This is a genomic window from Streptococcus cristatus (assembly GCF_001578775.1).
Lineage (GTDB): Bacteria > Bacillota > Bacilli > Lactobacillales > Streptococcaceae > Streptococcus > Streptococcus cristatus_A.
In genome coordinates, this window is sequence record NZ_KQ969062.1 from 1,624,638 (window position 1) to 1,649,197 (window position 24,560).

24 protein-coding genes and 1 pseudogene are annotated in these 24,560 nt (G+C 43.2%); 3 read left to right on the plus strand and 22 right to left on the minus strand.

All coding sequences use genetic code 11. The features are described 5' to 3' along the window. From SCRDD08_RS07925 to pbp2b, 16 genes are all read right to left on the minus strand, one after another. Positions 1–996 (minus strand): PhoH family protein (locus SCRDD08_RS07925; protein WP_081104273.1); only part of this gene is annotated, 996 nt, incomplete at its 3' end. A 90-nt stretch (positions 997–1,086) separates the two neighbouring features. After that, positions 1,087–1,302 carry a YozE family protein gene (locus tag SCRDD08_RS07930; RefSeq protein WP_005589581.1) on the minus strand — a complete coding sequence of 72 codons (216 nt, stop codon included), beginning with the start codon at positions 1,300–1,302 and terminating at the stop codon, positions 1,087–1,089. Beyond that, positions 1,303–2,157, minus strand: coding sequence for an RNA-binding virulence regulatory protein CvfB (gene cvfB / locus SCRDD08_RS07935; protein ID WP_061423148.1), 855 nt, complete (start codon positions 2,155–2,157; stop codon positions 1,303–1,305). Between the two features lie 99 nt (positions 2,158–2,256). Next, the gene (frr, locus tag SCRDD08_RS07940; RefSeq protein ID WP_005589576.1) at positions 2,257–2,814 is read right to left on the minus strand and encodes a ribosome recycling factor; all 558 of its coding nucleotides are present in this window, start codon (positions 2,812–2,814) and stop codon (positions 2,257–2,259) included. 18 nt (positions 2,815–2,832) lie between these two features. Continuing rightward, positions 2,833–3,558: a UMP kinase gene (pyrH, locus tag SCRDD08_RS07945; RefSeq protein ID WP_005589574.1), complete on the minus strand. Its 726-nt coding sequence runs from the start codon at positions 3,556–3,558 to the stop codon at positions 2,833–2,835. A 129-nt stretch (positions 3,559–3,687) separates the two neighbouring features. Then, on the minus strand, positions 3,688–4,902 hold the full coding sequence (locus tag SCRDD08_RS07950; RefSeq protein WP_061423149.1) for an ABC transporter permease: 1,215 nt from the start codon (positions 4,900–4,902) through the stop codon (positions 3,688–3,690). Next, positions 4,899–5,792: an ABC transporter ATP-binding protein gene (locus SCRDD08_RS07955; RefSeq protein ID WP_061423150.1), complete on the minus strand. Its 894-nt coding sequence runs from the start codon at positions 5,790–5,792 to the stop codon at positions 4,899–4,901. The genes SCRDD08_RS07950 and SCRDD08_RS07955 overlap by 4 nt, the downstream gene beginning before the upstream one ends. Before the next feature lie 180 nt (positions 5,793–5,972). Then, a complete protein-coding gene (locus SCRDD08_RS07960) occupies positions 5,973–6,884 on the minus strand; it encodes a magnesium transporter CorA family protein (protein ID WP_061423151.1) in 912 nt (303 codons plus the stop codon). Positions 6,885–7,095: 211 nt separating this feature from the next. Next, complete coding sequence (locus SCRDD08_RS07965; RefSeq protein ID WP_061423152.1) at positions 7,096–8,640, minus strand: peptide chain release factor 3; 1,545 nt, start codon at positions 8,638–8,640, stop codon at positions 7,096–7,098. Between the two features lie 295 nt (positions 8,641–8,935). Further along, positions 8,936–9,616, minus strand: coding sequence for a YwaF family protein (locus SCRDD08_RS07970; protein ID WP_061423153.1), 681 nt, complete (start codon positions 9,614–9,616; stop codon positions 8,936–8,938). A 108-nt stretch (positions 9,617–9,724) separates the two neighbouring features. Beyond that, the gene (locus SCRDD08_RS07975) at positions 9,725–10,417 is read right to left on the minus strand and encodes a YwaF family protein (RefSeq protein WP_061423154.1); all 693 of its coding nucleotides are present in this window, start codon (positions 10,415–10,417) and stop codon (positions 9,725–9,727) included. 193 nt (positions 10,418–10,610) lie between these two features. Continuing rightward, a complete protein-coding gene (locus tag SCRDD08_RS07980; protein ID WP_061423155.1) occupies positions 10,611–11,222 on the minus strand; it encodes an NUDIX hydrolase N-terminal domain-containing protein in 612 nt (203 codons plus the stop codon). Continuing rightward, positions 11,209–12,582, minus strand: coding sequence for a UDP-N-acetylmuramoyl-tripeptide--D-alanyl-D-alanine ligase (locus SCRDD08_RS07985; protein ID WP_061423156.1), 1,374 nt, complete (start codon positions 12,580–12,582; stop codon positions 11,209–11,211). Before SCRDD08_RS07985 ends, SCRDD08_RS07980 begins: the two co-directional genes overlap by 14 nt. A gap of 104 nt (positions 12,583–12,686) precedes the next feature. Next, positions 12,687–13,733: a D-alanine--D-alanine ligase gene (locus tag SCRDD08_RS07990; RefSeq protein WP_061423157.1), complete on the minus strand. Its 1,047-nt coding sequence runs from the start codon at positions 13,731–13,733 to the stop codon at positions 12,687–12,689. Positions 13,734–13,881: 148 nt separating this feature from the next. Further along, entirely contained in the window at positions 13,882–14,478 is a 597-nt protein-coding gene (gene recR / locus SCRDD08_RS07995) for a recombination mediator RecR (protein WP_045496451.1), read from the minus strand. A 53-nt stretch (positions 14,479–14,531) separates the two neighbouring features. Continuing rightward, positions 14,532–16,589, minus strand: a complete 2,058-nt coding sequence (gene pbp2b, locus SCRDD08_RS08000) for a penicillin-binding protein PBP2B (protein WP_155719773.1) — start codon at positions 16,587–16,589, stop codon at positions 14,532–14,534. 144 nt (positions 16,590–16,733) lie between these two features. On the opposite strand from pbp2b, the pseudogene SCRDD08_RS11090 reads away from it, so the two are divergent. Beyond that, positions 16,734–16,919: pseudogene (locus tag SCRDD08_RS11090) on the plus strand (transposase); the annotation flags it as partial. Between the two features lie 272 nt (positions 16,920–17,191). Beyond that, positions 17,192–18,394: an IS110 family RNA-guided transposase gene (locus SCRDD08_RS08005; RefSeq protein ID WP_061423159.1), complete on the plus strand. Its 1,203-nt coding sequence runs from the start codon at positions 17,192–17,194 to the stop codon at positions 18,392–18,394. A gap of 236 nt (positions 18,395–18,630) precedes the next feature. On the opposite strand, the gene SCRDD08_RS08010 is transcribed toward SCRDD08_RS08005, so the two are convergent. Next, the gene (locus SCRDD08_RS08010) at positions 18,631–19,323 is read right to left on the minus strand and encodes a phosphoglycerate mutase (RefSeq protein WP_061423160.1); all 693 of its coding nucleotides are present in this window, start codon (positions 19,321–19,323) and stop codon (positions 18,631–18,633) included. 151 nt (positions 19,324–19,474) lie between these two features. Continuing rightward, on the minus strand, positions 19,475–19,927 hold the full coding sequence (locus tag SCRDD08_RS08015; RefSeq protein WP_061423161.1) for a Fur family transcriptional regulator: 453 nt from the start codon (positions 19,925–19,927) through the stop codon (positions 19,475–19,477). A gap of 345 nt (positions 19,928–20,272) precedes the next feature. On the opposite strand from SCRDD08_RS08015, the gene SCRDD08_RS08020 reads away from it, so the two are divergent. Then, a complete protein-coding gene (locus SCRDD08_RS08020) occupies positions 20,273–21,466 on the plus strand; it encodes an L-lactate MFS transporter (protein ID WP_061423287.1) in 1,194 nt (397 codons plus the stop codon). Between the two features lie 121 nt (positions 21,467–21,587). Here the strand turns inward: SCRDD08_RS08020 and SCRDD08_RS08025 are convergent, their stop codons facing one another. From SCRDD08_RS08025 to SCRDD08_RS08040, 4 genes are all read right to left on the minus strand, one after another. Next, positions 21,588–22,859 carry a TRZ/ATZ family protein gene (locus SCRDD08_RS08025; RefSeq protein ID WP_061423162.1) on the minus strand — a complete coding sequence of 424 codons (1,272 nt, stop codon included), beginning with the start codon at positions 22,857–22,859 and terminating at the stop codon, positions 21,588–21,590. Positions 22,860–22,929: 70 nt separating this feature from the next. Next, a complete protein-coding gene (locus SCRDD08_RS08030; RefSeq protein WP_061423163.1) occupies positions 22,930–23,631 on the minus strand; it encodes a DUF4947 domain-containing protein in 702 nt (233 codons plus the stop codon). 197 nt (positions 23,632–23,828) lie between these two features. Then, entirely contained in the window at positions 23,829–24,104 is a 276-nt protein-coding gene (locus SCRDD08_RS08035; RefSeq protein WP_005589527.1) for an HU family DNA-binding protein, read from the minus strand. A 110-nt stretch (positions 24,105–24,214) separates the two neighbouring features. After that, positions 24,215–24,560, minus strand: a 346-nt coding sequence (locus tag SCRDD08_RS08040; protein WP_155719797.1) for a DegV family protein, incomplete at its 5' end; no start/stop codon positions are given.

A 24,560-nucleotide genomic window follows, 5' to 3' on the forward strand; every position in this document is an offset into this window, starting at 1 on the left:
ACTAGCGCTTTCGTCCTCAGCTACTTCACGATTCTCTTTCTTAGGAGCTGGCGGCTCATAGGCACGGATAATCTGCGCCACTACTGGATGGCGAACCACATCCTTAGCTGAGAAATGCACAAAATCAATCTGGGAGATGTTTTTCAATTTCTCCTGAGCATCAATGAGGCCGGACTTGACATTACGAGGCAGGTCGATCTGACTGATATCTCCATTGACAATCATCTTAGACTGGAAGCCGAGACGTGTCAGGAACATCTTCATCTGCATGATGGTCGTATTTTGAGCTTCATCCAGAATGACAAAAGCATCATCCAGCGTCCGCCCCCGCATATAGGCTAAGGGTGCAATCTCAATGATTTCTCGCTCCATCAGGCGCGTCGTCTGGTCCTTACCCAAAATCTGATACAAGGCATCATAGACCGGACGCAGATAGGGATCTACCTTTTCCTTAAGGTCACCAGGCAGAAAGCCCAAACTCTCACCAGCTTCTACCGCTGGTCGCGTCAAGATGATGCGTTTGACCTGCCCACGTTTGAGAGCTGTCACCGCCAAGGTCACCGCAAGAAAAGTCTTCCCTGTCCCGGCTGGACCGATACCAAAGACAATATCATGATTTTTAACACTGTCCACATAGATTTTCTGGCCAAGTGTCTTCACCCGAATTGGCTTGCCATAGCTGTCCTTGATAATCTCTTCTTCGTAAAGAGCTACAAACTTATCAATTTCATCATTTTTGACCATGGTAATGGCTGTCACCACATCGGGTGTACCGATGGTCATGCCACGATTGACCAAGACCAAGAGAGCCTGAATGACCTGACGAGCCTCCTCACAGGCAGCCTCCGTACCGAGAATCTGCACAATCTCGGTTCGGGCATGTATGGTGACCTTCAATTCCTGCTCCATCAGGCGCAGATGGCGTTCATTAGAGCCAAAGAGATGAAAAGCATCATCTGGATGGCCCAGTTTTAATTCTACTGAATGTTCTTGCAAACAAAGAACCTCTCTATTTCGATTTATTGAATGAATTACCTTTATTATATCAAAGCAAGCAGAAAATGACTATCCCTAGCCACTATTCACTTAATGGGCCTGATACTCTTCCCAAATAGCATCGAACTCGCCCAAGTTAAAGGAAAAATTGGCATGCTCCTCTAGAAAACGGCTGACCTCATCAAAATCATCCGTGTGCTTAGGAAAGGCCGTGTCCTGAAAAGCCAAATCCGCCAAAATTGCTTTGGGCTTATTACTTTTAGGATTGCGCTCCGTCATCAGCCAACTGTAAAAAGATTTTCTCATTTAAATCAACTCCGTTCCAGTCGGATCTTGCTTGATTTTACCAGCTTTCATCAGCCCACCTAGAGCTTTTTTAAACTGGCCTTTGGAAATACCAAAGGTAGCCTTGATATCGTCTGGTGAAGATTTGTCGTTCAAGGTCATGAAGCCGCCGTTGCTCTCCAGATAGGTCAGAATCATCTGGGCATCGTTTTCCAGCATTTCAAAGGAACGAGGCTTGAGGGAGAGGTTAAGGGTGCGGTCTACTTCACGGAAGCCAATTACTCGTGCATCCAAGACCTGCCCCAGACGTGGCTCTGCATAGCGCTCGCTCGGATGGATAAAGCCCAGCATATTATTCTCTGGCAGATAGACAAAGGTGCCAGAAAGCTTGAGCCGATAAACGATGGCTGGCCAGTTTTGGTTCTGCATGTTATTGTAGGCTGGACGAGCCAGACGCTGGAAATCTTCTTGATAGGCCAGCTGTCCCCAGATGCGGTCTTTCTTGTCCACACTGAGACGAATATAGAGACGGTCGCCCTTCTTAGGCCAAAGTTCCTTGATTTCTGGCAAGATATCCAGTGACACCACGATTTGCTTATCTGGCAGACCCGTATCGACAAAGACCCCCAGATCCTTGCGAACCTCCGTCACTGTTCCCCAGCCAAACTGCTCTTGGGTCGCTGTGACCTCAAGAGTCGTTAGGCGAAGCTTCTGCTTCATATCGCTGTAGGCAAAGCCCTTGACAGATTGACCGAGCTCATGTTGTCCTTCTTCCTTAGAAAGCGCATAAGTCTGTCCATCCTTCTGGACAAAGTAAAAACGATCGTTTTCATCCGTGATAATCCCCACGATGAAGCTAGCAAGATTTGTGTTCATATAGTCCTACTTCTACCTTGCCTCTTCTAATCGCAAGGATTTTTATGTTAAAACAACTCAGTCAGCCAAGGCCAACTGAGTTTTGATTCTGCTAAAATATTAAACTTCTAGAAGTTCTTTTTCTTTAGTCGCTGTCATATCATCGATATGCTTCACTGCATCATCAGTGACTTTTTGAATATCCTTTTCAAGAACCTTCAATTCATCTTCAGTGATTTCTTTAGCCTTTTCCTGTTTCTTAGCTTCGTCCATCGCGTCGCGGCGGATGTTACGAATCGCAATCTTAGCATTTTCACCGACTTTTTTTACTTCCTTAGCCAATTCACGACGAGTTTCCTCTGTCAGAGCTGGAATGACCAAACGAATGACAGATCCGTCGCTAGATGGTGTGATACCTAAGTCAGAGGCATTGATCGCACGCTCGATATCCTTGATAGAAGACTTATCAAAAGGTGTCACCAAAAGAACACGCGCTTCTGGAATTGTGATAGAAGAAAGTTGGTTAAGCGGTGTCTCTACTCCATAGTATTCCACATGGATACGATCCAAAAGGCTAGCATTAGCGCGGCCTGCACGGATGCTACCAAATTCACGCGCCAAACTTTGGTGCGAGTGGGTCATTCTTTCTTTTGCTTTTTCTACAATTGCATTTGCCATTTTCTTTTCTCCTGATTTTTATAAATTATTTGAGACAGTTGTCCCGATTTGCTCGCCAAAGACTACTCGTTTGATATTGCCAGGTTCATTCATATTAAAGACAACTAGGTCAATGTCATTGTCCATAGAAAGGGTAGAAGCAGTCGAGTCCATGATGCGCAAGCCTTTATTAATAACGTCACGGTGGGTCAATTCATCAAACTTAACAGCCGTCTTATCCTTGTTTGGATCGGCATTATAGACCCCATCCACACCATTTTTAGCCATGAGGATAGCATCTGCCTCAATTTCCGCAGCCCGCAGAGCAGCTGTCGTATCTGTTGAGAAATATGGTGAACCAATACCAGCACCGAAAATAACGATCCGACCTTTTTCCAAGTGACGAAGAGCACGTCCACGAATATAAGGCTCAGCTACCTGTTGCATCGCAATTGCTGTTTGAACGCGGGTGTCAACGCCCACTTGTTGCAGAGAATCTGCCATTACAAGTGCATTCATAACTGTCCCCAACATGCCAGTATAGTCCGCTTGAACGCGATCCATACCTGCTTCTGCTGCTGGCTCGCCTCGCCAAAGATTACCACCACCGATAACCAAGGCAATTTGAATGCCCAGTTCATGGACTTCCTTGATTTCTTCAGCCATTTTTTGAACAGTGGCGATGTTGATCCCTACACCTTTTTCGCCAGCCAAAGCTTCTCCAGATAGTTTAATCAAAATACGCTTATATTTAGGTTCTACCATTTTTCCACTCCTTGTTTTATCTGTACTATTTTACCATAAATTCCACTTTTTACCTAGCCCTATTATTCAAAATATTAAATTAAAATACAAAAAGAAAACTCCACCAGATGACTCCAGTGAAGTTGTGATTTATTTATATCTTAAAGCACGTTTGAAGGTCTTCCAAGCTCCTAAATCATCTGTTTGTAGAACAAGGCTGGAGTAGATTCGCGCGATGAAAACGGTCATCATCACCGCAAAAGCAGCTGTAATTCCTAGAGAAAGCCAAGCTTCCAAGCTGGTCGCATAACCATTGATAGCTCGGAAGGGCATGAAAAAGGTTGAGATGAAAGGAAGATAAGAACCAACCTTCAAAATCACATTGTCTCCTGCTGCCCCTAGCGAAGAAACTCCCATAAAGCCAACTAAAATCAGCATGATAACGGGCGAAAGGACTTTTCCTGTATCTTCTGCTCGCGCCACCATTGAACCAAGAAAGGCTGACAAAACAACATACATAAAGATACTAACTGCTACAAAAGCTAGGGTATTCAAAGAAACAGCTTCTCCGATATACTGCTGAATGGCTGGATTGCTCTTCAAGACTTGGGATACAAGAGGAATGCTATCCGCAAAGAGAAAGGCTGCTAGTCCACCGAGCACATAAATGCCCAGATGGCTAAGAATCACTGCAAAAATCCCAATCATACGAGCATAGAAATAATCAGTTGCCTTAATACTGGAGAAGATAACTTCCATGATTTTAGTGCCTTTTTCACTGGCCACATCTTGGGCAGTAACGCTAGCATAAGTAATCAGAATCATATAGAGCAGTAAGCCCAGTCCCATTGCAGCAAAGGTCTGAACCATCTTCTTACCTTCTTTATTTTCATCGATTTTTTCTTCAAACTGGACTGTCCGCGCAAGAATCTGACTCTGCTCAGCTGATAAATTGGCCTGAGCCAAGTTTAAAGCCTGCTGGACCTGAATAAGGGAATTGGACAAAGCCATTTTCGTTGCAGCGTTCATACTGGTTTCTGCATAGTAGGTGGCAGAGAGCTGTCCGCCTTTTTCCTCAATCGTCAGATAGCCTGCGATTTTCTTATCTTTTACAGCCTGCTTGGCTGCTGCTTCATCTTTGTACTGAAAACTCAGCTGATCTTCAGCTCTTAATACTTCTCGGACAGAATCAAGCTGGGTCAGCACTGCTACTTTTTTTGAAGAGGCCATCGAGCTTCCTTGCAGATAGCCAATTCCCAAACTCAACCCAAGAAAGAGAAAAGGAGACAAGACCATAAAGACAAAACTCCAAGACTTGACATGACGCAGGTAGGTTTCTTTGATTACGATTAACATTTGTTTCATACTTCCACCCCTGATTCTAATTTGAAAATTTCATCAATTGTCGGTGCCTGCTGGTCAAAAGTTGCCACATATCTTCCCTGCGTCAAGCGATCAAACAATTCAGGACCAGCTGTTTCATCGTCCAGAATCAATTTCCAGATGCCTTGCTTGGTCTGCGTCGCCTTGACAACATGGGGCAGGGCTTCTAATTCAGCCTGTGACAGGTCACTTGAGACGAAAAGACGAGTTTTCCCATATTGGTTGCGAACTGCTTGTACCTCCCCATTGAGGACCACTTGCCCGTCACGAATCATCAAGACATCATCGCACAGCTCTTCCACATTTGTCATGACATGATCCGAGAAGATAATCGTCGCTCCGCGCTTCTTCTCCTCAATAATGACTTCTTTCAGGATTTCAGTATTGACAGGATCCAGACCGCTGAAAGGCTCGTCTAAAATAATCAAGTCTGGCTCATGCAGGAGCGTGATAATCAGCTGAACCTTTTGCTGGTTTCCCTTAGACAAGCTCTTGATTTTGTCGGTTAATTTCCCCTTGACCTGAAGCTTTTCCATCCACTGGGGCAGTTTTTCTTTGACAACAGCTGTCGGCACACCCTTTAGATTTGCCAGATAGCGCACTTGCTCAAAGACCGTCAGCTTGGGCATCAGGCTTCTTTCCTCAGGCAGATAGCCAATCCTGCTATAGGTCTCCTGCTCAATAGCCTGCCCTTCGAAATGAATCTCTCCACTATAGTCTAGGAAGCGCAAAATACTGTGAAAAATCGTTGTTTTCCCAGCACCGTTTTTCCCAATTAAACCAAGGATATGCCCCGGCTGGGCTTCAAAATCAATACCGAACAAGACTTGCTTTTGCCCAAAACTTTTTTCTAGTTTTTCTACATGAAGCATACGAAACCTCCTATTATGATACTAAGATTATTATACTACTTTGAAAGCAGTTTTTCATCCTTTTGTCCTACTATACAAGAAATTTTCTCTCTATTTTTCATAAATAGAAGATGAAACTCACTCCAACTAATACCACAAAAAAATGAGGCTCGAAAACCTCAATTGTTTAATGTATTTTATTCATCGCTCTTTATTGACCACCCAGTTGAGGAGCTTGGTCAAAAGAGTCCAGAGAACAAAGCTAATGATGATAATATAAAGCCAAGCATTTTTATCATCTGACAAAGGCAGGGGAACATTCATACCAAAGAAGCCGGTGATAACTGCTAGGACTGCCAGAAGAACTGAAATGATGGTCAAGACAGTCAAATTATCATTCAGATTGTTGTTCAGGATGTTATTGTAGGAGCCCGAAAGCTGGCTAAGAACCTGAGCAATCAAATCCGTCATTGAAACCAGCTGACGTGCCTCAATCATGGCATCTTCAAATTGCTCGGTCTCTAGTTCATCAAACCCACGATAAACAGCATGGCTCTTGATGTGCTCTAAAAGTATACTATTTTGCTTGGATGCCGCTACTAGGTAGACCATGGAGGTTTCTAAGTCCGAGAGGGCAAACAGGTGCTTTTTGGTGGTCTTTTGACGCAAAAGTCGGTTAAGCTCATCCTTGCGCTTGTCCATCTGCTCAATGACCGGATAGTAGGAATTGGAGATCAACTCTAGACTAGCAAAAAGAAACTTATAGACCGACACCGGCTCATGATGCTCCGTATAGGCCTTCATGATATCGACCACATAGGCATTGTCTTGATTGCTGATGGTGATGAGACGATCCTGCTGTACCACGAAAGTCATCGGAATAGTCTCATAGTAGTCCTTCTCTGTCGCTAAATTTAACACATTATAGATGAAAAGAACTGTCCCATTCTCACGATTGTAGTCCATATGAGCCCGCTCGTTTTTATCCAGCGCATACTCAATGGTTTCAAGATCGATATTATAATCCTGATAAATCTGTCCATTCTTTTTAACATCATCTGAGTCAATGTTGATCCAGACAGATTGATCTTTCAGTTTTCTTTCCAGAAACATAGAACTCCTTTCTGCGATCTAGAATGATTGTCTAATAGCTCATACATAATGCCCACACTTAGCCCAAAAGTCAAAGCTCCTAGGTCCTGACAAGAAAGCCAGCAAGTCAATATCATCTTTTAAATGTAGCTTGTAAAGAAGTTAGCTAGTCCGCCAAATAGCGGCTAGCGTCCACCAATTAGGAACTTTAGTTCCAATTGGTGTTACTGAATCACATCTTCTCTTCTAACTCTACATCTGGATATTTATCCGCAAACCAGCGGAGGGCAAAGTCGTTTTCAAAAAGGAAGACTGGTTGGTCGAAACGGTCTTTCGCTAAGATATTGCGGCTTGATGACATGCGCTCGTCTAAGTCCTCAGGCTTGATCCAGCGAACTGTCTTTTTACCCATTGGGCTCATGACAACTTCTGCATTATACTCGCCTTCCATACGGTGCTTAAAGACTTCAAACTGGAGTTGTCCCACAGCCCCTAGCATGTACTCACCTGTTTGGTAGTTCTTATAAAGCTGAATAGCTCCTTCTTGCACCAATTGCTCGATTCCCTTGTGGAAGGATTTTTGTTTCATGACGTTCTTAGCAGAAACTTTCATGAAAATTTCAGGTGTAAAAGTTGGCAACGGTTCAAATTCAAACTTATTTTTTCCAACTGTCAAGGTATCTCCAACTTGATAAGTACCAGTATCGTAAACACCGATAATATCTCCTGCTACGGCATTGGTTACATTCTCACGACTTTCCGCCATAAACTGAGTAACATTCGACAGTTTGGCAGTCTTCCCAGTACGAGGCAGGTTGACACTCATGCCTCGCTCAAATTCACCCGATACGATACGGACAAAAGCGATACGGTCACGGTGACGAGGGTCCATGTTGGCTTGGATTTTAAAGACGAATCCTGAGAAATCCTTGTCATAAGGATCCACAATTTCTCCGTCTGTTTTCTTGTGTCCATGAGGTTCTGGAGCAAACTTGAGGAAGGTCTCAAGGAAGGTCTGCACCCCAAAGTTAGTCAGGGCTGAACCGAAGAAGACTGGGGTTAACTCACCAGCTAAAATAGCTTCCTCTGAAAACTCGTTTCCTGCTTCTTGCAACAGTTCGATGTCGTCCTTAACCTGAGCGTAGAAAGGGTTGCTTCCAAAGAGCTTATCCCCTTCTTCCAGACTGGCAAAACGCTCATCCCCTTTATAGAGCTCCAAACGTTGGTTATAGAGGTCATAGAGACCCTCAAAGGCTTTCCCCATCCCGATTGGCCAGTTCATCGGATAGCTAGCAATCCCCAAGACTTCTTCCAATTCTTGCAAGAGGGCCAGTGGCTCACGTCCATCACGGTCCAGCTTGTTCATAAAGGTAAAGACGGGAATCCCACGGTGTTTGACAACCTCAAATAATTTCTTGGTTTGGGCCTCAATACCCTTGGCAGAGTCCACGACCATGACCGCAGCATCCACCGCCATCAAGGTCCGATAGGTATCTTCAGAGAAGTCCTCGTGCCCTGGTGTGTCTAGGATATTGACACGTTTGCCGTCGTAGTCAAACTGCATAACAGATGAAGTGACCGAAATCCCACGTTGTTTCTCGATATCCATCCAGTCAGACTTGGCAAAAGTCCCTGTCTTCTTACCTTTTACGGTACCAGCCTCACGAATTTCGCCCCCAAAGTAGAGCAACTGCTCAGTGATGGTTGTTTTCCCCGCGTCCGGGTGGGAAATAATGGCAAAGGTGCGGCGTTTCTTAATTTCTTCTTGTAAAGTCATCTTCTTCTCTTTCTTTCATTTTAGGATAATGGTGAATGTCAGTATTTTTTTATTTTACATTGGAATATTCTAATCCTTTCAACCTACCTATTATAGCGGATTTAGCGCTTTTTTTCAATTATCTGAAGAATATAAAAATCGCTCTTTCCAGCGATTCTATTCTTTATATTTGGCTAACTTATCTTAAAATCTGACAATGACATTGCTAAAGAAGAAAATTGCAATGATTAAGATTAAAATCAGATTTAAGAAAACTCCTGCCAAATAAACTTGACAGGAGCTATAATATTCAATATTAAACAATTTCTAGCTGTTTTTTCCACCGTTTCTTAAATACTTCATCAAAAAGAAGTAAGGTAGCGGACAAAATAATCGACACAGCTAGATATTTTACTAAAAGATTGTGCTGGCTGATAAAAGGCGGGCTTTTTAGCAGACCGTAATTCCCACCCGTCACTTGATTAACACCGACAAGAAAGGCATCAAGCACAAAAGTATAGAGGACAATCGTATATTTCTTGAGCTGGGTCTTGTCGTAGTGATTCATCAGATAAATCAGGGAATTAACCAAGAGGGCATAGTGACCAATCAGGAAAGAGAAGCTGGTAATATGCGGGAAATCATAAGGATCAAAGACTGGATAGCCGAGGGCGAAGACTGCCCCGCTGGCTCCTAAAAGAGCGAAATACTGCTTGCTGGGCCATTTATCTGGCAGAAAGACCACCGCAAACATGGCCAAACGGCAATGGTATAGAGGCAGACTATTTGCCAGAGGGAGCTGAAAACCCACATACCAGCTATAAAGAATTGCCAGTTGGCACATCTGAAGGATTTTCATGCTTTTGATAAAGCTAGAATTCTTATGGTATTTTATCGATGCGTAGACAGACAGCAAAAGCAATGCCATCATCAAAGAGTAGGCCAAAGCTGAAACAAAGGGTGGTTCAGTTTGGTTGGTAGTCAAAAAATGATGCATCCAGTTTCCTTTCTACTTTTAAAATCTGTATTTTCAAACTCCCAGGCAGCTTGAAAATCTAGGCAGAATTTTTCTAGTTACCAGAGAAATCATTTCCTCTTCCAATCTTTATTGGATCAATCGCTCTGCCTGTCTTTCCTTCATTTCTTTGAACAAGTAAGAAAATAGAAGCAAGGCCGTCGCTAAGACCACAGACACGATCATATAATTCCCAAGCATACTATGATCTCCTACCAGAGGCGGATCCTTTAAGAAACCGTAGTTGCCCCCAAATACAATATTTCCAAGCAAGATGAGGAAATCTAAGCCAAAGGTAATTTCTATGATACGTCGATAGGACAGATTAAGTCTATCATAATGTTTCATCAGATAGATAATCGAATTGCCTAACAAAGCCAAATGACCGATGAAAAATGAAAATAGCGTGATATGCGGAAATGAATAGGGATCCAAAATCGGATAGACAATGGCGCAAATCGGTCCAAACACTCCCAATAAGGCGAAATATTGCTTATAGGCTACTTTATCTGGCAGTAGCAAGACAGCAAACATCGCCACTCGGCAATGATACAAGGGGAGACTCTCCGACAAAGGCTCCTGAATAGCCAAATACCAGCCATACAAAGAGACTAATTGCACAATTTGGGCAACTCTAAAAAAAGTCTGTACTTTCTTTCGCTCAAAATAACGACTAGCAACATAGATGACGGACACTAGGCTCATCATGAGCAGAATATAAGCAAAAGGCGTTATCACAGGCGGTTCTGTTTTGTGACTAGTAAAAAAATCTAGTAAATTCATCTTTAAAATTTTCATCCTAATAAATAATTTTTAAGGACACTGGGCTTGCTCTTCCTAGTAAAGTCCTTAATTTCTTTTCAAAAAGTTTTTCAACTTCCTAGAGTAATAGCTTCTGGCCATTACAACTCTAGTCAGATTGAGCTAGATTATCTGGGCTACTAGATATAAGCATCCAGTCAGCATCAACTTCAATCTAGTCTATATATTGTTCTTGCTGATTCTGATAAATATCCCAGAGAAGCTGCAGCTGCTCTTTTGTTATCCTTTTCTCGGATAGAAGAGGCAAATCCTGTGGGGCAAAGAAACTCAGCTCGGTAATTTCTAAATTGGGCTGAAAATCTCCCTCTTTCAGCTGACACTCAAACACGAGCTTGACATACTGCTTACTTTGTGGCTGAAATTTATTGCTATCAAAGACAGCCAGCAAGCGTACTACGCTAGCTTGAAATCCCGTTTCTTCCTGAATTTCTTTTACTATATTTTCTTTGGGAGATAAGCCTACTTCGCAGAAACCACCCGGCAGAGCCCATGTCTCCTCTTGCTGACCTCGTACTAGACAAATCTTGCCCTGCTGAACGATAAAAGCTCGGACATCGACTAAAGGAGTCGCATAATAATCTGTCGGCCGGAGCAAGTCAGACAGCTCATCCGGTTCCAGATGGCTGGTCTCGTTGAGCAACTGATTCAGATTGTCTCTGATATCCGCGTAGCGTTCTCGATCAAAGTCACTGGCAGCAAAAGACAAGCCTGTATCCGTTATAGCTAACAGTCGTTGCAAAATTAAAGCTGTATCAGTTGTCCCCATGCTCCAAGGCCTCCACTAGTTTATCCAACTTCATCGAATTACTGCCCTTGAGCAAGATTTGGTCGGATGATTGCAACCAAGTCTTAACAGTCTTGGTCAAATCTTCAAACTGATCCTTGTCAGCATTTTTAACAAAATAATGCACCCGATTTGGTGGGTAGATTTCCCGAGCATAGACGTAGAGGGCTTCCATGTCCTCTCCATAGAGGAAAAGATCGGTAATAATCTCTGGATTGAGACTGGTAATCATAGCTCCGTGCATGAGCTTGGAGTCAGCACCCAGCTCTTTCATATCCGCCAAGACTGCAGCCTTGCGGCCACCCTGATTAGCTGGAATCGCTGAGAAGGTTTCAAGAATCAAGCGCATAGCTGTTGGATTGGCATTGTAAACATCAGACAGGATATCAGCTCCATTAGCCGCCTTCTTCCACTCGGTTCGATTGCGGGTCAATTCCAGCTGGGCAAAAGCCTGACGGATCGCCGACTCACTGACACCCTCCTGCAAGGCTACGTAAGAGGCTATCATAGCGTTAGTCGCATTGTATTTGCCAGTCACAGGTAGGTCAATCGCCTGTTCCAGAAAATTCGCTTCAAAGGTCAAGCTGTCTTTGCGCTCTTCTAGACGAGTCAGACAAATATCTGCATCGGGACCAAAGCGAACTACTTTTTGCTGGTCTGGCAGAAAATCATTGACGATCTTATCAGCTGGAGCCAAGAACAAGCCGCCTTTCTTCATGCCATCTGCAATTTGCATCTTTCCTTTAGCAATTTCCGTACGGCTTCCGAAAAATTCTAAGTGAGCTTCGCCAATCAAGGTCACAATGCTAGTCTTTGGCTTGGCAATTTCAGACAGAAGATGGATATCTCCCAAATGATCCTGTCCCATTTCCAAAACCAGCTTTTCTGTGTCGTCCGGCATGTGGAGGACTGTGTAAGGCAGGCCAATTTCATTATTATAATTGCCTTGGGTCTTATAGGTTTTGTAGCTAGTAGCCAGTAGCTGGGCCAGCATGTCCTTGGTTGTAGTCTTCCCATTGGAGCCCGTCACAGCGAGCACATCTACGCCTGTCTTTTCCAGATAGTACTGAGCCAAGGCTTGAAAGGCCGCGAGCACATCATCGACCAAAATATAGGGTCCTTCTGCTACCGGATGCTCAGACAAGGTAGCCGCAGCTCCCTGAGCAAAGGCTGTCGCGATAAAGTCATGACCGTCACGCGCACCCTTAAGCGGGATAAAAAGATCCCCCGCCTCAATCAAACGGCTGTCAAATTCAGCCTTTCTAAAAGTCACATTTTCAAACTGACTGACATCATTTTTCGCAGCTAAGACTTCTGCTATTTCATATAAATCTAATTTCATATTTTTAACTCATTTTTCCGCTTTTTCCCAAAAAAGAAGGGAGTGAGGCCAGACCAAATGTTGAACACTCAGTCTGTCATCTCAGTCCCTCTATTATATCATATTTATAAAAGATGCGCTTCTCTCTTAGCAAAGGCTTCTTCAGCTAGACTTACCAATTTCTCAATCAACTCGGAATAAGGCAGTCCCATATTTTCCCAAAGCAAGGGATACATAGACCATTGAGTAAAGCCAGGCATGGTGTTGAGCTCATTGAGGAAAATGTCCCCCTCTTCAGTGTAAAAGAAATCACAGCGCGCCAATCCCTGTCCACCCAAGGCACGAAAGGTTATCTCAGCATTCGTACGCATGACTGCAATAACCTCGTCCGAGATTTTCGCAGGAATGTCCATGATAATCTTATTGTCAATATACTTGGCTTCATAGTCGTAGAAAGCCACATCTTTGACCACTTCGCCCGGCAAGGTGCTCTTAACGTCATAATTTCCTAAGAGACCAACCTCAATCTCACGCGCATTGACTCCCTGCTCAACCAAAATACGGCTGTCGTACTTAAAGGCCAAATCCAACGCTGCCCGCAGCTCCTCTTGATTATCAGACTTGGAAATACCGACACTAGAGCCCATATTAGACGGTTTGGTAAAAATCGGATAAGTCAATTTTTCTTCGATTTCGGCAATTTTTTCTTCCAGATTTTCACCCTCAATCACCGCTACATAAGGCACCTGCGGAATTCCAGCAGACTCCAGAATACGTTTGGTAGTGATTTTGTCCATGGCAACACTGGAAGACAAGATATTGCAGCCCACATAAGGAAGGCGCAGCACTTCAAGGAAACCTTGAATAGAGCCATCCTCGCCCATCGGTCCATGAAGAACAGGAAAGACAACTGCATTTTCCTCATAAATATCACTCGGTTTGACTTGCTGCGAAAGATCAACCGTTGCATTGGTCATGAGCTTTTCATCTGCAGACAGCTTTTCTGTAAATTCCTGCGTTTTGATAAAATCGCCGGCTTTTGTGATGAAATAAGTCTTGACAGAAAATTTGTCATAGTTGATAGCTCGCATGACACTCTCAGCCGACAAGACTGAAACTTCTCGCTCAGCGCTGCGGCCACCATATAGTAAAATCAAGGTTTGTTTGACCATTATCTTATCCTAACATTTCTAGCTATAAGTTCATTTTGGGTTGCCCCATCTTCTTTTTAGACTGTTTCAGTATACCATATTTCACCGCATTTTTGAATAGAAAAAAGACTTCCAAAGCTGTTTTTCAGCAGGAAATCTTTCTTTCATCTTACAATTCTGTCCGATTTTCAATCGCTCGGAGCAGGGTCACTTCGTCTGCATATTCGATATCAGCGCCGACAGCCAATCCGCGGGCCAGACGAGTCACCTTGATACCAGCGGGCTTGAGCACCCGCGAAATATACATAGAAGTCGCTTCTCCGTCAGCCGTTGCATTGGTAGCCACAATCACTTCCGTCACTTGGCTGTCCATCAAGCGAGTCAAGAGACTCTTGAGGTTGATGTCATCTGGTCCTACACCGTTCATGGGGGAGATGAGGCCGTGGAGAACATGATAAAGGCCGTGGTATTCTTGGATATTTTCCATAGCAGACACATCGCGACTATCCTCAACGATCAGAATCACAGTCTGATCACGCGTTTGATCTGTACAGATGGCACAAGGATCATCGTCCGTCAGATTACCACAGATAGAGCAGTAGGTCAGCTCGCGTTTAGCAGCTAGTAGATTTTTGGCAAATTCATTGACATCATCGTCACTCATCCCGATGGTATAAAAGGCCAGACGAGTAGCTGTCTTGATGCCGATACCTGGCAACTTGGAAAAGCTATCAATCAATTTAGCGATAGGGGTTGGATAAAGCATAATGGTAATAGTTGAGCAATAAAATAATCAGCAAATTTTACTGCTTTTCCTTTCTAATTCACAGGGTGCTGTTGGTTGTAAAGATTGATAATATCACGGGTAATACTGTGGCTGACCGTTGAGGAAAGGTCAGTATTGTGCGGAAAGACTACGGCTACAGCTATTTTAGGATTATCGCTTGGTGCATAGGATACAACATTGGTATTAATAGCAGATGTACCACTGTTGACGAAGGTTTCAGCAGTACCTGTTTTGGCACTGATCGAAACCATAGCGCCCTGGGCAATCGTCCGTCCAGTTGTAAAGCCACTCCATCCATTGACCACCTGATAGAAACCTTGTTTTATCAGAGCCATATTTTCCTCAGAAATATTGACCTGATTTAATTCTTTTGTTTCCTTCTTCTCAATCAAGTCTCCCAGTCCACCTTGGTCATTGTTGGCGTAAATGCCTTCAACCAGATGCGGAGCTACCCGTTTGCCGTTATTGGCTACCGTCGCCGCATATTGAGCCAACTGAAGCGGGGTGTAGTTATCAAACTGACCAAAAGCATCCGTAATATAATTGCTGACTGTGAAGTTTTTAGGAATATAGCCTGTTGATTCTGTCGGTAAATCAATCCCTGTTCCATTCCCCAGACCATATTCTGCAAAAGTCGAACGGAGCTTTTTCATTGAAGCATCGACATTATGGGTTCCTAAAGCCATATTTGGGCTATACGGAGTTCCAAGCATATTTAGGGCCACCTGAACCATATAGGTATTAGACGAGTATTCCAGAGCCTCCACCGCTGTAATAGAGCGTGAACCATAGGCCGTAAACCAAGAATTGATGGGAGCAGAACCCGCGAAAAGAATCGGCTGATCGACCAAGGATTGATTACCAGAAATGGCTCCGTACTGCCAACCAGCGGTCAAGGTGGCCGCCTTGACGACAGAACCAGGAACGAAAACATTGGTAATGGTACCCAGCGCATCCGCTGAGATATCGCCTGTTTCCAGATCATGCTTGACACCAGCCAGGGCCAAGATTGACCCCGTATTGGGATCCATAGCCACGGCATAGACACCTTCTGAATAGGTGGCGTTGCCCTTGGCTAGCTCCATATTAAAGGCATTTCTAAGAATATCCTCAACACCCTGCTGGAAGGTCAGATCTACGGTTAGCTTCAGGTTGTTCCCTTTGCTTCCCTCGGAAATGGTCTCAACGCTCTCCATGTTGCCATTTTTGTCCAGCCGAATTTCTTTCTCTGCTCGTTTTCCTTGCAAAACAGACTCATACTCTTTTTCCAGATAAGAAATTCCCACTCGGTCATTCAGAGAATAGCCCTTCTTGACATAGTCGTCTGCTTCCTCAGCTGGCAGACCTGTTTTTTCGGTCGAAATTTGACCAACAATCGAAGCCAACGATGTTTCCAAAACCTTCCGGTTCCAGCTAGTTGAAATACTAATACCCGGAAGCTCTTTGCCGATGGACGCAATCGTAGCGACCTGCTCCGTCGTCAAATCATCTGTCTGAATCGTCCCTGTTGAAAAGTTTGGCACGGCATTCATCTGGCTAAATAGAGCGATAATCCTCTTTTCCTCATCCGTATAGCCCAGCTGACTTGGATCAATACTCTCTGCAGCCGCTTTATAAATCTTGGCTTCAGGTAGACGATTGCCATCCGTATCAAACTTTTCTTCCTTGGGTAATTTTTCAACCACTTCTCGGTAAACTTTATTATCCGCCAGATAATAGTCAACTTCTTGGCGCTCGGTCACCTTTAGGTCAGACACGGACACATACTGCAGTAACTTTTGTGCTGTTTCACGGATTTCTTCTGCTGTCAGTTTATTATCTCGCGTAAAGGTCACCACTTGCTTGGTTGTGTTCTCCACCAGGGGCTTGCCTGAAGCGTCATAGATCTGCCCACGAACCGAACTCGATTTTATCTTTGTTTTACTTGCTTTAGCTAATTTATCTGTATAAAATTCTTGATTGACGACCTGCATATAGCCCAGACGAGCGATCAGCACCAAAAATAAGACCCCGACTATCCCAAATAGAAGGTAGAGTCGGCCTGTGATAGAATGGCTATCAAATTTTCTCTTAGACATTTCTTCTCTCATCCTCGTAAAAATCTATCTTTTATTTTATCACATTTCCCCAGCAATGAAGCATGGAAATCTAAAAGGATCGAAAAAGAATTTTTCTCCAATAATGAGAAAATCTATAATTTCTGTAGTGGGTAAAACCACTGTAGAAATTATGGATCTAAAATTATAAACGCCTTAGATCTTACCTACTCAAACGCAACGCTAGAAGCCACTAATAACCTCATCAAGGTCATCAAGCGCAATGCTTTCGGCTTTCGGAACTTTGACAATTTTAAAACTAGAATCCTCATCGCTTTGAACATCAAAAAGGAGAGAACCAATTTGGTCCTCTCCAGGGTATGACTTTTGGATAACCCACTACAGTTGACAAACATACTAAGATTAGTAGTGAAGAAATCTCCGACGGAAGAGAGTACTCACTACTTTTTCTTGATGTTAAAGTAGTGGTGTCTTGTAAAGTCGTAGGGCTCTATGGCGCTAGACGTCGCTTGAAAAACTGGCAAGACACCTTGTTTTAGGTGGAGTTTGATCAAAGTATGTGGGACGCTAAACGTCGCGTATTGAAAATAAAATCACTAAAACATGGAATTATTCAAGACAAAAGAGGTAATGTCATGCGTGCAGTACTTGGAATGGATGTAAGTAAAACAAGTTCTGAGGTGGCAATTTTAGTCAACGGTGAGAAGGTTCATGGCTACACCATACTCAATGATGCCATTGGATTCAATCGCCTGTTGGGGGACTTGAAAACTGTTCATAACCCTGAGATTATATTTGAGGCCACAGGCGTCTATTCTCGACGTCTTCAGGCCTTTCTTGAGGAATGTGGTTACTCTTATATACGGCTAAATCCACTGGAAGCTAAGAAGCAATTGGACAGTCTGCGAGTTCGTAAAACAGATAAAATTGACGCTGAAAAGTTGGCTAAATCTCAGCTTGTGCACAATCGTAAACCAACTTACGTGCAGGAAGAAGTTTATCAACATCTGCGTGATTTAAGCCGTTTCTATCAAAATATGACTGAAGATCTTGTTCGAGCTAAAAACCGTCTGCACAAGGTCCTACAAGTCACCTTTCCTGAATTGGAAAATCTCTTATCCACACCAACTGGAGAGCAATATTGGAACTTAGTGATGGCTTTTCCATGTAAAGAGTTTGTATTAAGCCTATCTCAAAGTGACTTGTATGAGATTATCCGTCAATCTACCTCCAAACGCATCTCTGAAAAGCGTATTGCTTACCTGACTGATAAACTGATAAAACTCGCTAAACAATCTTTTTGTGCGGTCAAGAAAACCTCTCCAATGCTTGAAGAGGTTCGTTACTATGCTCAAGAATTGCTTCGTCTTTCTGAACGCAGACAAGTTGTCTTAAACGACATGGTAGCTCTAGCTCAGCCTTTACCAGAGTATGACACCTTACGGTCAATTCCTGGCATCGCAGAAACCACAGCGACATCTATCATTGGCGAATTGGGAGATATTCGTCGCTTTCAGTCTACCAATCAAATCAACGCTTTTATTGGCATTGACCTGAGACACTATGAATCTGGAAACTTTCTCGCTAAGGAACACATCACTAAACGAGGTAATCCCTATGCCAGAAAAATCTTGTTCAAGTGCATTCACAACATCGCTTCAGCTAGTCATACCAATCCCTGCCATATCGCTGACTTTTATGAGAAACGAAAAAGACAATCAACAATAGCTTCAACTAAGCCACATACGATTGCCTCTATACATCGTCTCATTCGAACAATGTATTACCTCATTACGCATAACAAACTTTACGATTATTCTTTGACCCAAAATCGATAAGGCTTTCTATGCCGTATTATTGTAACACCTTGTTTCAAAAATACCAGATGAGGTGTTTTTTAGCATGCCCTTTTATGGATCAAAAAGTGTTAAAAATAAGACAGTAACCTCAGAATAGCTACTGTCTTATCTCTTTTTTTACTTAAAGCCTTGATAGACTTGACAAATGGTAGAAAAGAGCCGAATTTTTCTCCAATAATGAGAAAAAGCCCTGCTAGGCAGAGCTTTATCACCAATTATTTTCCAAGGTAGTATTCAGCAACTACGTTCAATTTTTCGTCGAATTCGAATACCAATGGTGGGAAGTTAGGGATTTCCACGTCCATGATTTCGTCATCTGACAATTGTTTGATGTGTTTAACAAGGGCACGGATTGAGTTACCGTGAGCTCCTACGAATACGTTTTTACCATCTTTAAGCGCTGGAGCGATTTTATCTTCCCAGAATGGAAGGGCACGTTCCAAAGTCACTTTCAAATTTTCAGCATCTGGGATTACTGAGTCGTCAAGTGAAGCGTAACGACGGTCAGTGTGAGCCGAGTGCTCATCATCACGGTCCATTGCCGGAGGCAATACATCGTATGAACGACGCCAGATGTGAACTTGCTCATCACCAAATTGTTCAGCTGCTTCAGCCTTGTTTTTACCAGTCAAACCACCGTAGTGACGTTCGTTCAAGCGCCATGATTTTTCAACTGGAACCCAGAGTTGATCAGCTGCTTCAAGAGCTAAGTTTGTTGTTTTGATTGCACGTTTCAATACTGAAGTGTAAGCTTGGTCAAATTCGATACCTGCTTCTTTGATCAATTTACCAGCGTCGATTGCTTGTTGTGTACCTTTTTCAGAAAGATCTATATCAGCCCAACCAGTGAAAAGGTTAGCTTTGTTCCATTCAGACTCACCATGGCGAGCAAAAACCAATTTTACCATTAGATGGATTCTCCTTTTATTTTCCGAGGTCTACCCCGTTTATCTATTCTATTTTACAAAATTTTCTCTCAAAAATCTAGTCTCAGTGAAATATTTGTGAAATTTTCCACTTGCTCGGACTTTTAAGAAAATCAATTCTCACTCAAGACTTCTAGCTAGCCACTTGTTCTTGCTGGGCGCACTCTGGACAAATGCCATAAACGACCATCTGACTCTTGGTAATTTGATAACCGGTCTGCTCTGCTGCTTCCTGCTGAACGTCTGGCAAATCCAAGTCCATATCCGCAATTCGACCACATTTTTCACAAATGACATTGAGGTGTTGATGCCCCATAAAATCATAATAGGTCGTCGTGTCATTACGAACCTTGAGCTCAGATACAAAGCCTTCATCAATCAACACTTTTAGGTTGTTATAAACAGTGGCCAAGCTCATATTAGGAAATTTAGGCAAGAGGGCTTGGTAAATCATCTCTGCGCTAGGGTGGTCATGACTGCTGATGATAAAAGCAATCACGGCCTTTCTCGTCTCTGTGATTCGAACACCTTTCAGCCTCAGATGTTCAATTACTTCTTGGTAATTCTTTTCATACTCTTCATTCATCTTCTCTATACCCCATCTACATTCATTTCTAGCTTATTTCCATTATATCACGACAAGGAGGGATTTGCTATTAAGAATGATTGTAAATAAGAAAAAATATTAACTCACCTAATAGACCTATTCATTTTAATTAAGTAGATTTTTGCCTCAAAGCACGATATGATAGAGATGTTAACAAACATGTAAGCGCTTAAATTATATGACATGTCAGCTTTATAGTAACAAATTCTGTAGCCAAGCTTCTGCTATTTTACCTGCCTTGCAGGAAACATGCAGGACAACTATTTGGGTACGGCTGGTTTTCTACCACTTTTTAGAAAAAAATATATAAATGAGGATATCATTATGAAAAAAACACCAAATCGCTGGTTCATTTTAGCAGCAGCTATCTTAACCAACCTTTCTTTAGGTGCTGGATACGCCTGGTCTGTTTTTCAAAAAGCGCTACTGGAAGCCAATGCTAGCCAAGGATGGGTGCAAGCTCAAACCTCTCTAGCCTTCAGTATCTCTTTTGCAATGGTGCCAATCGGCATGATTCTTTTCGGACCTAAAGTCGATTCATTAGGCCCTAAGAAATTTGTCTTTCTAGGAGGCATTCTCTTTGGTGCTGGTATGTTTGCTACAGGATTTGCAACTTCTCTTCCTGTACTCTACTTAACCTACGGGGTTGTCCTTGGTCTCGGTATCGGATCAGCCTATGGCGCTTCAACTTCTGTCGCTACCAAATGGTTCCCTGATAAAAAAGGTCTCGCGGGTGGTTTAACCGCAGCTGGCTTTGGACTTGGACCACTAATCATCGGACCACTTGCCAAAACTCTCATCGCTTCAATGGGCGTTTATTCTACATTTAAAGTTCTGGGGATTGCCCTACTTGTCGTTATCTGCTGCTCTTCTCTTGTCATGGAAAAAGCTCCAGCAGCTGCTCCAGTAGCAGGAAGTTCTGCACCGACAGGCAAAACTCACAAAGAAATGCTACGCGAAGGCAACTTCTGGTTGCTGTGGCTCATCTACATTTTAGGTGCTACTGGTGGTATGATGATTATCGGTTCAGCAGCGTCTATCTCTGACCAATATAAACTAGTTGGAGAAGCAACTCTATTCGTTATGCTGGTTTCTATTGCCAATACTTTTGGACGAATCTTTTGGGGAGCTGTATCGGACAAAATCGGCCGCTACCCTACTGTAATCGCCATGTTTGGCGCTGTCGCTGGTGGCTTGGCGCTGACCGCTCTCTTTAAAGGGGAGGGAAGCATCCTTGCAATTTTAGGCGTCATGCTTGTCGCCCTGTCCTTCGGTGGCTTCCTTGGATCTTTCCCAGGTATTACAGCCGAAAATTGGGGCGTAGCCAATGTCGGCACAAACTATGGCTGGATGTTCACGGCTTATGGTGTTGCAGCTATTGCCGGACCACAGTTGGGTGCTCGACTTGCTCAAGCAAACAAGGGAGACTATTCAATGGCTTTCTACATCGTTATTGGTATGGCACTCCTTGGTATCGTTCTACAATTATTCTATATTTCTAAATCAAAGAAAGCTTAAATCTAACACTAACTCTGGGGTATCCTGGAGTTTTTCTTTGACAAAGAATCTGTTAGCCAGCAAAAATTGAAAAGAGCTCTCCTGACCAACATAAAAGCCGAGACAAACTCGGCTTTTCTTTCTAACGGAACGATTCTAGATCAACTGTCAGTACCTGACCGTCTCGGACAACCTGCTGCCCTGCAATATAGACATCCTGAACATCGCTGCCTTTGACTGCATATACTAGGTGCGACAACATATTTTCCAAAGGATAGAGGTGAAGTCGTCCCTTAGGCTGAATGGCAATGAAATCGGCTTGCTTGCCCGTTTCCAGACTGCCAATTTTGTTATCCAATCCCAGCGCCTTTGCTCCTTCAATGGTCAAAGCTTTCAAGGCCTGCTCGATCGTAAACTGGGTTGCATCACCTGCTCGCATTTTCTGAAGGAGGGCTGCTGTCCGACCTTCTTCAAACATATCCAGATTATTATTGGAAGCAACAGAGTCCGTCGCTAAGCCAACAGTCACCCCAGCGGCTAGTAAATCCGTCACTGGAGCTACACCGGAAGCCAGCTTGAGGTTGCTGATAGGATTGTGGGCGATGCTGACTGGTGAAGCCGCTAAATCTGCAATCTCTGACGGATTGAGCTCAACTCCGTGAGCAAAAATACCTGGCTGCTCCAAGTAGCCCAAACCCTTTAAGAAAGCCAGAGGACGTTTACCATAGCGTTCCAGGATAATTTTATTTTCTTCCTGAGTCTCTGCCACATGGATATGAAGCTTCAAATCCAGCTCACGAGCTAGCTCAAGACTGCCCTTGAGCAGATCTTCGTCACAGGCATAGGGCGAATGTGGCGCCACCATGACCTGAAAATCTTCATCTTCATAAGCGAGGATTTCCTCAATAATGGCACGAGTACGAGCCAGAGTCTCTTCGGCTGTTTCCGCCTCTGAGCTAAAGAGGGTTGGTGAGAAATAGCAGTGCATACCAGACTGCCGCACAGTCTCATAGATCCTGTCAATCTCCACTCCCTGAGGATTGTACATGTCGTTAAAAGTCGTTGTTCCCGATTGGAGCATTTCAGCTAGAGCCAGCTGGACAGCTTTGGTTGTTAGATCCGATGTGAATTGGCTTTCTGCTGGCCAAATATAATCCTCCAGCCATTCGTGCAGATTGCTATCATCACGAATCCCGCGCAACAAGGTCATAGCAGAGTGAGTATGGCAGTTAACCAGCCCTGGCATGATCCAAGCACCCTCATAATCCACTAGCTCGCTGCATTGTTCTAACCAAGCCTCGTCATAGGGACCACAGTAGGCAATGCGTTCATCTTCCACGACCAACAAACCTTCCCGATAAACATGAAATTCGCTGTCACAGGTCACCAGATTGACATTCGTATAAGCTTTCATCCTTGCTCCTTCTCATTTCGTTTTAGCTATTATAGCAAGCCTAGTAAACTAGCGCAAGAATTTTCCAAGATTATTTAAAATAAAGATAATCAGGATTGGGAGTCATATAATACAACTCTCCTTTAGAGAAAATCAGATTAATTTTATGTTGCTTGTAGCTATATAAAATATAATCACTCTCCAACTGATAGTCTTGGTTCAAGCTAGCTGCCTGAGCAATATCCGCTGCCGTTACATAGAAAGCCTTTGCCTGTTCTTCCGTCACATGCTGACCTCGATAGAGCTCTTTTATATTTTCTAACTCCTGAGCTTTAAAAGTGTCCTTAATGTAGTTCGGATCCTTTATGACAGCCTCTGGCTCGCCAAGAACCTTTTTGACTTGCTCCTCTGTATAGCCTTTGAAATCAGGCGCTTGAGCGCTAAATCCTCCCTCAAAAGAACGATAATACACCTTGGCATTTCCTGTTGCATAAATTTTGTCTTTATTGGCAGACTGTGCATCTTGAGGCAAGCCATCCGTTACTTCATCTGGCGAACTTGTCGCCTTACTCTCAGAAGCTGGAGCACTAGATGATGAGGTCTGGCTACTCTTTGATTTTTCTTGCTGACTGGAGCCTGTAGCTTTCGTCGATTCTGATTTCTTTGGTATTTTCACCTTTTGGACAGAAGAAGCTTCAGACCTAGGAACCCTTTTCCTTGGATAATAGCAAGCTGTCAAAGCCATGACAGCTGCAAGCATGGTTAAAAAGGTTATGATTCTTTTAAAATACATAGTTACCCCCATTTCTTAGCTACATTATATCATATTTTAAGTTTAGCAGGAGGAGCATCCTGATTTTTACTGTCTTCTCTAACAAAAAAAATACTATGTCTTCTAGAAAGTTCAGATGATTAATGTTATTCCAAAACATAAGAAAAAACCTACTGCACAAGCTAGGAAGCTGATACAATAGGCTTTTGATTTTTGTTTTATTTTACAGCGTCTTTAAGAGCTTTACCTGCTTTGAAAGCTGGAACTTTAGAAGCTGCGATTGTGATTTCTTTACCAGTTTGTGGGTTGCGACCTTTACGTGCTGCACGCTCACGAACTTCAAAGTTACCAAAACCGATCAGTTGAACTTTTTCACCTTTTGAAAGGTATTCTGTAACTGCTGCAAATACAGCGTCAACTGCTGCTGCTGAATCTTTTTTAGTCAATTCTGTAGCTTCTGCCACTTTTGCGATCAAATCTTGTTTGTTAGCCATTTAACAAATCCTCCAATTTTTTTCTGGGTTAATAACCCTAACAGATATTATCATATCTAAAAAAAGCGTCTAGGTCAAGTCTTAAGCAGACATTTTACAAATAATTTACCTTATTTATAGCGAACTAGAACGGCCCATGCATTTTCTCCAGTGTGAGTTTGGATGATGGAACCTGTTTCTAAGACAGGGATTGGTTTTTCAACAAACTCCTGCAGCTCTTCCTTCATTTGATTAGCAAATTCTGGTCCACCCGCATAGGAAATTCCGATTTCTTCAACTTCCTTTTCTTTCAGAGACTCTTTCAAGTCATCCAGCCATTTCTTAAAAGTTTTAGCACCTCGGCCTTTGACAATAGGAGTCAAAGTATGATTTGTCATCTGCATGACGACACGAATATTTAAAAGCGAGCTAATCAGACCAGTCACACGGCCGATACGGCCACCTTTGACCAAATTT